The organism is Pseudomonas sp. A39 (assembly GCF_058145955.1).
The window spans coordinates 1-6,676 of the sequence record NZ_JBYVMD010000093.1; the positions used below are offsets into that span (position 1 = coordinate 1).

Sequence of the window (6,676 nt, forward strand, 5' to 3'; positions counted from 1 at the left end):
ACGCCGCCTTTCTTCGGGTCTTTCTTGATGATCTGCACCCGTTGGCCGGCCACTTCCAGGCGCCAGTCTTCGGCTTTCGCCTCCGGGTAGAAGCGGCGCAGGGATTCCAGGCGCTGCTCCATGGACTGCATCACTTCGCTGACCAAGTATTTGGTCAGGTCCATGTTGTCCCGGGCCACGGCCAGCATCGGGCCGATGTTGCCGGCGCGAACCGACAGAGGCAGGTCAAGGAATGAGCCGTGCTTGAGGAACTTGGTGGTGAACCCGGCATATGGCCCGAACAGCAGGGACTTCTTGCCATCCACCACGCGGGTGTCCAAGTGCGGCACGGACATCGGTGGCGAACCCACCGCCGCCTGGCTGTAGACCTTGGCCTGGTGATGCTTGACCACTTCCGGGTTGTCGCAACGCAGCCATTGGCCGCTGACCGGGAAGCCGCCAAAGCCTTTGCTTTCTTCGATGCCCGAGGCTTGCAGCAGCGGCAGGGCCGCGCCACCGGCGCCGAGGAACACGAACTTGGCATCGACTTCACGGCTGTTGCCGCTGTTGACGTCCTTGATGCTCACGGTCCAGCCCGCGCCATTGCGCTTGAGGCCGGTGACACGCTTGCTGTACTTGACCTGGGCATCCGGCGAGCTGGAGAGGTGGCTGAGCAGTTGGTTGGTCAGCGCGCCGAAGTTGACGTCGGTACCGTTCATCACGCGGGTGGCCGCGATTTTTTCGTCGAGCGGGCGCCCCGGCATCATCAGCGGCATCCACTCGGCCATCTCGTTGCGGTCTTCGGTGTAGTGCATGTCCGAAAACGCGTGATGCTGGCTGAGGGTTTCAAAGCGCTGCTTGAGGAAAGACACACCTTTTTCGCCCTGCACAAAGCTCAGGTGCGGCACCGGGCTGATAAAGGACTTGGACGAGCCAAAGGTGCCCTTTTGGGTCAGGTACGCCCAGAACTGCTTCGACACCTCGAACTGGGTGTTGATGTGCACGGCTTTCTTGATGTCGATGGAGCCATCTGCGGCCTGCGGCGTGTAGTTCAGCTCACACAGGCCGGCGTGGCCGGTACCGGCGTTGTTCCACGGGTTGGAACTTTCCGCGGCACCCGAATCCATCAGCTCAACGACTTCCAGCTTGAGGCCGGGGTCGAGCTCTTTGAGCAGTACGGCCAGGGTGGCACTCATGATGCCGGCCCCTACCAGTACTACGTCGACTGCTTCGTTATGCGCCATTTAACGCGTCTCCAAAATCTGCAGCACCAAATTGACGGCATGGCTGCCAGGAGTGACGGGGCGTTTCACGTGTTGCCCCAGGTTACCCATGGCCAGGATCGCCATGTCCGATTCGCAATTCTTTGCAACTTCAGCACACGCTTCCTGCCGGGCGAATCTGCCTATGAACGCATTCATGGGCGCCTGTGGCAATTCGACTTATGGTCAAAGCGTGTGATTCGTGCAATCAATCCGTAGCGGACAGGCTCAAGCTCCGGTTGTTAAGGAGTACTCGGTCCTGTGTGGTTGGGCTGTTCCAGACGCTGATGGTGCTTGTACAAACGCCAAACTATTCATTTGCTCGCCACACTCTTGTGAAGTAGTGAAAACCCGTTTTTTCACGCTCTTTTGAAGACGTGAACCTCAAAAAAGGGCTGCCCCAGCCTGGCACCTGGCCCGGATACCTTGCCGACACGCGGCAAAACGGGCAAACAACTCAAGTGGCCGAGCGCAATGGCAGCTCTGGCAGATTCGGTAAAGACGGGTGGTTTGCAAAGAAACAGCAAGCGCGCCAGCTTCACTCGATCTGTGTGGGCGGCTCTCTGTGGGCGATTCTTGGGGTTAATACCGAGGCATTAACGATGCTGCGAGGCCCGATCAGGAGACGTCCTTATAATCGGGGGGAGATTGTAGCGAAGAACGCTAAGGAAATGGGCGTGTTTTATGACTTTTATTAGGCGTTCGGTCAGGCGGCCAACGGCTGGTGTCGGGGTGACTGCGCTGCACGCGGGCTGACACGGGCGCGGGCCGGCAGCGGGTGGTGCATCCAGCTCAGGCGGATTTCGTCGATTTCCACCCAGCCGTCACCTACAGGAGGCTGGCTGCACTCCTTGAAGGCCTGGCAACGACCTTGCGCATCGAGCAGGGCATACTGGCGAAGGGCGGTCTTGCGCGTGAACAGTGACCAGAAAAAATGCATGGCGATCAACCTCCTGAGATTGGGGCCAAGCTTGCCTGTCGGGCATGACGGGTCTGTGTATCGGTCATGACATATCAGTGACATCGAACCGCTACAGTCCGCAGGGGTCTCAGGATGTAACTGGCGCTAGTTCCCGGCACTGGCGCACCGCTATACTGCCCGCCTGTCGGTACTCGATTTCTGGAGAGAAGAGCATGTTGCAACGCCTGTTGTTCGGTTTGATCACTGTGACCAGTTTGACCTTGGTTGGCTGCGCCAACAGCCCGCAACAACTGACCCCGGAACCGAAGATCACCACCCAGTTGGCCCCAGTCGGCCACGGCCAGGCGGTATCGGTGCGTGTGGTGGATGGTCGTCCATCGCCGACACTCGGCTCGCGCGGTGGCCTGTACCCGGAAACGGCCCTGGTCTCGGTGAACGCTCAAGACGTACTGCCCAAGCTGCAAGCCCAGGCTGAAGCCGCCGTGCGCCTGCTGGGTTTCACCCCGAGCCCCAACGCGCCGGGTGCTCCGCAGTTGACCATCACCCTGGCCGAATTGAAATATCAGTCGCCTAAAGACGGCCTGTACGTGACCGAGGCGTCCATCGGCGCGACCTTCAAGTCCGACGTCAGCGCCGGTACCCGTCGCTACAGCGGTCGCTACGGTGCGTCCCTGAACCAGCGGTTCGGTATGTCGCCGAACCAGGAAACCAACACCAAGTTGGTCAGCGATGTCCTGAGTGACGCCTTGACTCGACTGTTCAAGGACCCAAGCATCGGTTCATTGCTCAGCTCGCAATAACCGCTTCCCAAAAAAAACCGGACGCTGCGAGGCGTCCGGTTTTTTTTCGCCTTCAGTTTCATGCGGCGGTGTCGATACAGAAGTCCAGCAGGCTCACCCCCGTCAACAGATCGGTCTCCGGCAAGTCCGCATGCTGGTGCCCGCCAAGCGCGCAATACACCAGCCAGTGGCGGTCCTGGACGTTGAAGGCCAGGCCGCCGATCAGCGCCTCTTGCTCTTCGCTTTGGGCGATCAGGTACAGCCGATCCTGGTTTTGCGCGTGCAACATGACAAGCTCCTAAAGCGTCGAAGGGCAACAGAGTGGCCTGTTAAGGTGACGTTCAGGTGACGACGTAAATTACTGGATACATTAGCCGTCAATGGGGGAGGGAGCATTTGCGGCGCTGGAGGCCACTATCGTTCAGGTTTGTATCTGAACTGATACCAAGACACTGTCTACTGAGGTTTGCGATGGCGCTGCCCGCACTATTGATCAATGTTGTGGCTTTATTGGTGGCCTGCCCGGGTGCCGCGCTGCTGTTCATCACCCGCCTGCACGAACAGCGCGCGATGGCCGAACTGACCGCACAACGCGAAGACCGCGCGATCGACCAGCCGATGTTGTTTCTGGATGTGCGCACCGAGCGGGCGCATCGCCTGGCTTACCGCGTCGGGTTCGCCTGCCTGGGGTTGGCGCTGGCCCTCTCCTGGCTCAGCACCCGTCTTTAAACACGCCATAAAGCAAATGTGGGAGGGGGCTTGCCCCCGATAGCGGTATGCCAGTCAATCAGATGTCGACTGACCCTCCGTGATCGGGGCAAGCCCCCTCCCACATTTGGATCGGTGTTTTACAGCGGAATGCCCGCTTTGACCCGATACTGATTACGCACCGGGGTTGCATATTGCACCACCAGGAACGGCCGGTGCTCGGCCGGGCATTCGTTCAGGCGGCGCTCCCATTCAGCCTTGGCCTTGGCCAGTTCGTCCGCAGGGAACACTTCGGCCGCCGTCGGCACCTGCAATTGCGGGTCGGCGTCGCTCCACTGCTGGTACGCCAGGTAGTGCACCGGGAACAGCCTGTAACCGCCCAAAATCTGCCGGTCCATTTCCACCGCCAGCAGCTTGGTGTCTTCGAAGCGTTCGGTAATCGGCGGTGCGAAGTTGATATGCACCCGGCCCTTGTAGCCCGTGATGCCAAGGGCGATGCTCACGTCATCCTCACCCGGTGCCTTGCAGTAGGTACCCGTCGTGGCGCGGATATACAGCTCGCGAGCCTTGGCGGTATCGCAAGGGTCGTACTCGTAGCTGATCGATACCGGCGTCAGGTTCAACGACTGGATCACCTCGGCAAACGGCTCGTCCTTGCGGCTGACGTGGAACATCTTGAGGATCGCCGACTCGGTGCGATCATCCCCATCCTTGGCGCGCCCTTCGGCCTGGGCGATCCAGATCGACTGGCAGTCGTTGCGGATCGAGTGGTTGATGTAGGCCGACAGCAGGTTGTAGGCCGCCATCTTCTCCTTTCGCCCGGTGATCGAGCGGTGCACGATAAAGCTCTTGTTCAGGCGCATCAGGTCGCTGACAAACGGCTTTTGCAGCAGGTTGTCGCCGATGGCGATGCGGGGCGTCGGCAGGCCGGCGTGGTATACGGCATAGTTGACGAAGGCCGGGTCCATTACGATATCGCGGTGGTTGGCCAGGAATACGTAGGCGGTGCCAGACTTGAGTTGCTCTACACCGGTATAAGTGACGCCGTCGGTCGCTCGATCAATGGTGTGATCGACGTAATACTCGACTTTGTCCTGCAGCGTGGCCACGGTGGTGACACCGGCGAATTCACGGCGCAGCTTGCGGGCGATCATTGGCTTGAGCAGCCAGCCCAGGGCGCCGGCAAAGCGCGGGAAGCGAAAGTGGGTCAGGATGTCCAGAAAGGCCTTGTCACTGAACAGCCGGTCCAGTACTGCCGGGACTTCGCTGTCGTTGTAAGGTCGGATGGTATCGAATTGGCCCATCATGCTCTCTTGTTAGAAACGGCTAGGGTAAGTAAAGGAAATACCAGGGCGCGGCCTGAGTAATGGGCTCAGCCGAACGATAACCCTGTAAATAGACCGGCGATTATACGCACAAGTCACCTTGGAGGCTGCGATGCTGGAAAGCGCGACGTACGATTGTCCTTATTGTGGTGAAGTGGTCGAGACAACGGTGGATTTGTCGGGTGGTGACCAGACCTATATAGAAGACTGCCAGGTGTGTTGCCGACCGATTATTTTCGATCTGCAGGTCCATGGTGAAGAATGGATGTTTGAAACCCGCAGCGAGAACGAATAACGGGGACGCCCATGCAGCGAATCTACGAACCGGAAAACCTGATGGAAGGCGAGCTGCTGCAACAGATGCTCGCCAGCGAGGGCATCGAGGCGCACCTGGTGGGTCGCCATTTGCTGGGCGGCACTGGCGAATTGCCGATCTTCGGCCTATTGGGGCTGGAGGTGGACAACGACCGGGCCGTTGACGCCCGCGAGCTGATCACTGCCTACATTGGCGCGCAACCCTTGCCCGGCGACGAACCGGACAGCTTCCCCGACGTGCTGGTCTGTTAGGCTGTCGGTCGGTTTACCCAAGAGTCGTGTTGCCCCATGTGTGGACGTTATGCCCTGTTTCGCTGGAACCCTGCTTTTGCTGCCTTGCCGGGCTTCCCGGCCGACCAGCAGGCCCAGTGGAACATCTCCCCGAATGATTCGGTGCTGATCCAGCGCGCCACCGACGGCCAGCGCACCCTGGCGCGAGCCCGCTGGGGGCTTACACCGCCCTGGCTGACCGACCTGTCCCGCACGCCTGCGCATGCGCGAGCCGAAACCTTGGCCGAACAACCGATGTTCCGCGAAGCGTTCCGCCAGCGTCGCTGCCTGCTGCCCGCCAACGGTTTCTACGAATGGCGCGGTACCCAGCGCAAACGCCCGTACTGGTTGACGCCGGGGGAGGGCTCCACGCTGTTTTTCGCCGCGATCTGGGAAGCTTACCCCGTGCAGGAGCAGGTGTGGCTGAGCACGGCGGTGGTGACCCAGGCCGCACAGGCTCAGCGCCGGCCGTTAATCCTGGATGCAGCAGGGCAGGAAGCCTGGCTTGATCCCGAGACGCCGTTGCCTGTGTTGCAAGGCTTGTTGGCCAGTGAGCCGACCGCGTTGCGCGAGCGGGTTTTGGCCAACATGGTCAATGATCCGAAGCTCAATGGGCCGGAGTGCCTGACGCCGGCGTGAGTCAGTAAGTGTTGGGTTAGGTTGACTGGCCCCTTCGCGGGCTTGCTCGCGAAGGCGGCCTCAAGCCACCGAAAATCCCTAGACTTTGAACTGATTGATCAGCCGCCGTTGCTGCTCCGCCAATTTGGTCAGGTCCGCACTGGCCGCGCTGGACTCATCCGCGCCGCCCGCCACTTCATTGGCCACCTGGCCAATATTGATCACGTTGCGGTTGATATCCTCGGCCACAGCGCTCTGCTCCTCGGCCGCGCTGGCGATCTGGGTGTTCATGTCGTTGATCACCGACACGGCCTGGCTGATGGTTTCCAGTGCTTCGGCCGCCTTGGCCGCGTGCTGCACGCTTTCATCGGTACGGCTCTGGCTGTCTTCCATCACCCGCACCACATCCCGCGTGCCTTGTTGCAACTGCTGGATCATGGTCTGGATTTCTTCGGTGGCCTTCTGGGTTTTCTGCGCCAGGTTGCGCACTTCGTCGGC

General features: G+C 60.2%; 11 protein-coding genes. 6 read left to right on the forward strand and 5 right to left on the reverse strand.

The features are described 5' to 3' along the window. Window positions 1-1,223, reverse strand: a 1,223-nt coding sequence (gene mqo, locus AC3ZU9_RS30960; RefSeq protein ID WP_490091767.1) for a malate dehydrogenase (quinone), incomplete at its 3' end; no start/stop codon positions are given. Window positions 1,224-1,618: 395 nt separating this feature from the next. Between mqo and AC3ZU9_RS30965 the strand changes: the two genes are divergently transcribed. Beyond that, window positions 1,619-1,939 (forward strand): hypothetical protein, encoded by a 321-nt coding sequence (locus AC3ZU9_RS30965; RefSeq protein WP_139237946.1) that lies wholly within the window; start codon window positions 1,619-1,621, stop codon window positions 1,937-1,939. 8 nt (window positions 1,940-1,947) lie between these two features. Here AC3ZU9_RS30965 and AC3ZU9_RS30970 read toward each other — a convergent pair whose 3' ends face one another. Further along, window positions 1,948-2,181: a hypothetical protein gene (locus tag AC3ZU9_RS30970; RefSeq protein WP_043204801.1), complete on the reverse strand. Its 234-nt coding sequence runs from the start codon at window positions 2,179-2,181 to the stop codon at window positions 1,948-1,950. A gap of 194 nt (window positions 2,182-2,375) precedes the next feature. Here AC3ZU9_RS30970 and AC3ZU9_RS30975 point away from each other — a divergent pair, with 194 nt between their 5' ends. Beyond that, the gene (locus AC3ZU9_RS30975) at window positions 2,376-2,963 is read left to right on the forward strand and encodes a YajG family lipoprotein (protein ID WP_012722262.1); all 588 of its coding nucleotides are present in this window, start codon (window positions 2,376-2,378) and stop codon (window positions 2,961-2,963) included. 58 nt (window positions 2,964-3,021) lie between these two features. Here AC3ZU9_RS30975 and AC3ZU9_RS30980 read toward each other — a convergent pair whose 3' ends face one another. Beyond that, window positions 3,022-3,231, reverse strand: a complete 210-nt coding sequence (locus tag AC3ZU9_RS30980) for a hypothetical protein (protein ID WP_012722263.1) — start codon at window positions 3,229-3,231, stop codon at window positions 3,022-3,024. Window positions 3,232-3,413: 182 nt separating this feature from the next. On the opposite strand from AC3ZU9_RS30980, the gene AC3ZU9_RS30985 reads away from it, so the two are divergent. Further along, a complete protein-coding gene (locus tag AC3ZU9_RS30985; RefSeq protein WP_012722264.1) occupies window positions 3,414-3,671 on the forward strand; it encodes a hypothetical protein in 258 nt (85 codons plus the stop codon). A 119-nt stretch (window positions 3,672-3,790) separates the two neighbouring features. Here AC3ZU9_RS30985 and AC3ZU9_RS30990 read toward each other — a convergent pair whose 3' ends face one another. Continuing rightward, window positions 3,791-4,954 (reverse strand): 1-acyl-sn-glycerol-3-phosphate acyltransferase, encoded by a 1,164-nt coding sequence (locus AC3ZU9_RS30990; protein WP_173390377.1) that lies wholly within the window; start codon window positions 4,952-4,954, stop codon window positions 3,791-3,793. 133 nt (window positions 4,955-5,087) lie between these two features. On the opposite strand from AC3ZU9_RS30990, the gene AC3ZU9_RS30995 reads away from it, so the two are divergent. From AC3ZU9_RS30995 to AC3ZU9_RS31005, 3 genes are read left to right on the forward strand one after another with little or no spacing between them, the layout of a single operon-like run. Then, window positions 5,088-5,270, forward strand: coding sequence for a CPXCG motif-containing cysteine-rich protein (locus AC3ZU9_RS30995; protein ID WP_490091768.1), 183 nt, complete (start codon window positions 5,088-5,090; stop codon window positions 5,268-5,270). An 11-nt stretch (window positions 5,271-5,281) separates the two neighbouring features. Next, entirely contained in the window at window positions 5,282-5,542 is a 261-nt protein-coding gene (locus AC3ZU9_RS31000; RefSeq protein WP_003171843.1) for a putative signal transducing protein, read from the forward strand. A 36-nt stretch (window positions 5,543-5,578) separates the two neighbouring features. Continuing rightward, window positions 5,579-6,199: an SOS response-associated peptidase gene (locus tag AC3ZU9_RS31005; protein WP_012722267.1), complete on the forward strand. Its 621-nt coding sequence runs from the start codon at window positions 5,579-5,581 to the stop codon at window positions 6,197-6,199. A 78-nt stretch (window positions 6,200-6,277) separates the two neighbouring features. Here the strand turns inward: AC3ZU9_RS31005 and AC3ZU9_RS31010 are convergent. Next, a partial coding sequence (locus AC3ZU9_RS31010; RefSeq protein ID WP_490091769.1) for a methyl-accepting chemotaxis protein occupies window positions 6,278-6,676 on the reverse strand: 399 nt, incomplete at its 5' end.

Coding starts and splice junctions, on each gene's coding strand:
- AC3ZU9_RS30985 (WP_012722264.1), top strand. CDS start 3,414: ATGGCGCTGCCCGCACTATTGATCAATGTTGTGGCTTTATTGGTGGCC.
- AC3ZU9_RS31005 (WP_012722267.1), top strand. CDS start 5,579: ATGTGTGGACGTTATGCCCTGTTTCGCTGGAACCCTGCTTTTGCTGCC.
- AC3ZU9_RS30990 (WP_173390377.1), bottom strand. CDS start 4,954: ATGGGCCAATTCGATACCATCCGACCTTACAACGACAGCGAAGTCCCG.
- AC3ZU9_RS30975 (WP_012722262.1), top strand. CDS start 2,376: ATGTTGCAACGCCTGTTGTTCGGTTTGATCACTGTGACCAGTTTGACC.
- AC3ZU9_RS30980 (WP_012722263.1), bottom strand. CDS start 3,231: ATGTTGCACGCGCAAAACCAGGATCGGCTGTACCTGATCGCCCAAAGC.
- AC3ZU9_RS30995 (WP_490091768.1), top strand. CDS start 5,088: ATGCTGGAAAGCGCGACGTACGATTGTCCTTATTGTGGTGAAGTGGTC.
- AC3ZU9_RS31000 (WP_003171843.1), top strand. CDS start 5,282: ATGCAGCGAATCTACGAACCGGAAAACCTGATGGAAGGCGAGCTGCTG.
- AC3ZU9_RS30970 (WP_043204801.1), bottom strand. CDS start 2,181: ATGCATTTTTTCTGGTCACTGTTCACGCGCAAGACCGCCCTTCGCCAG.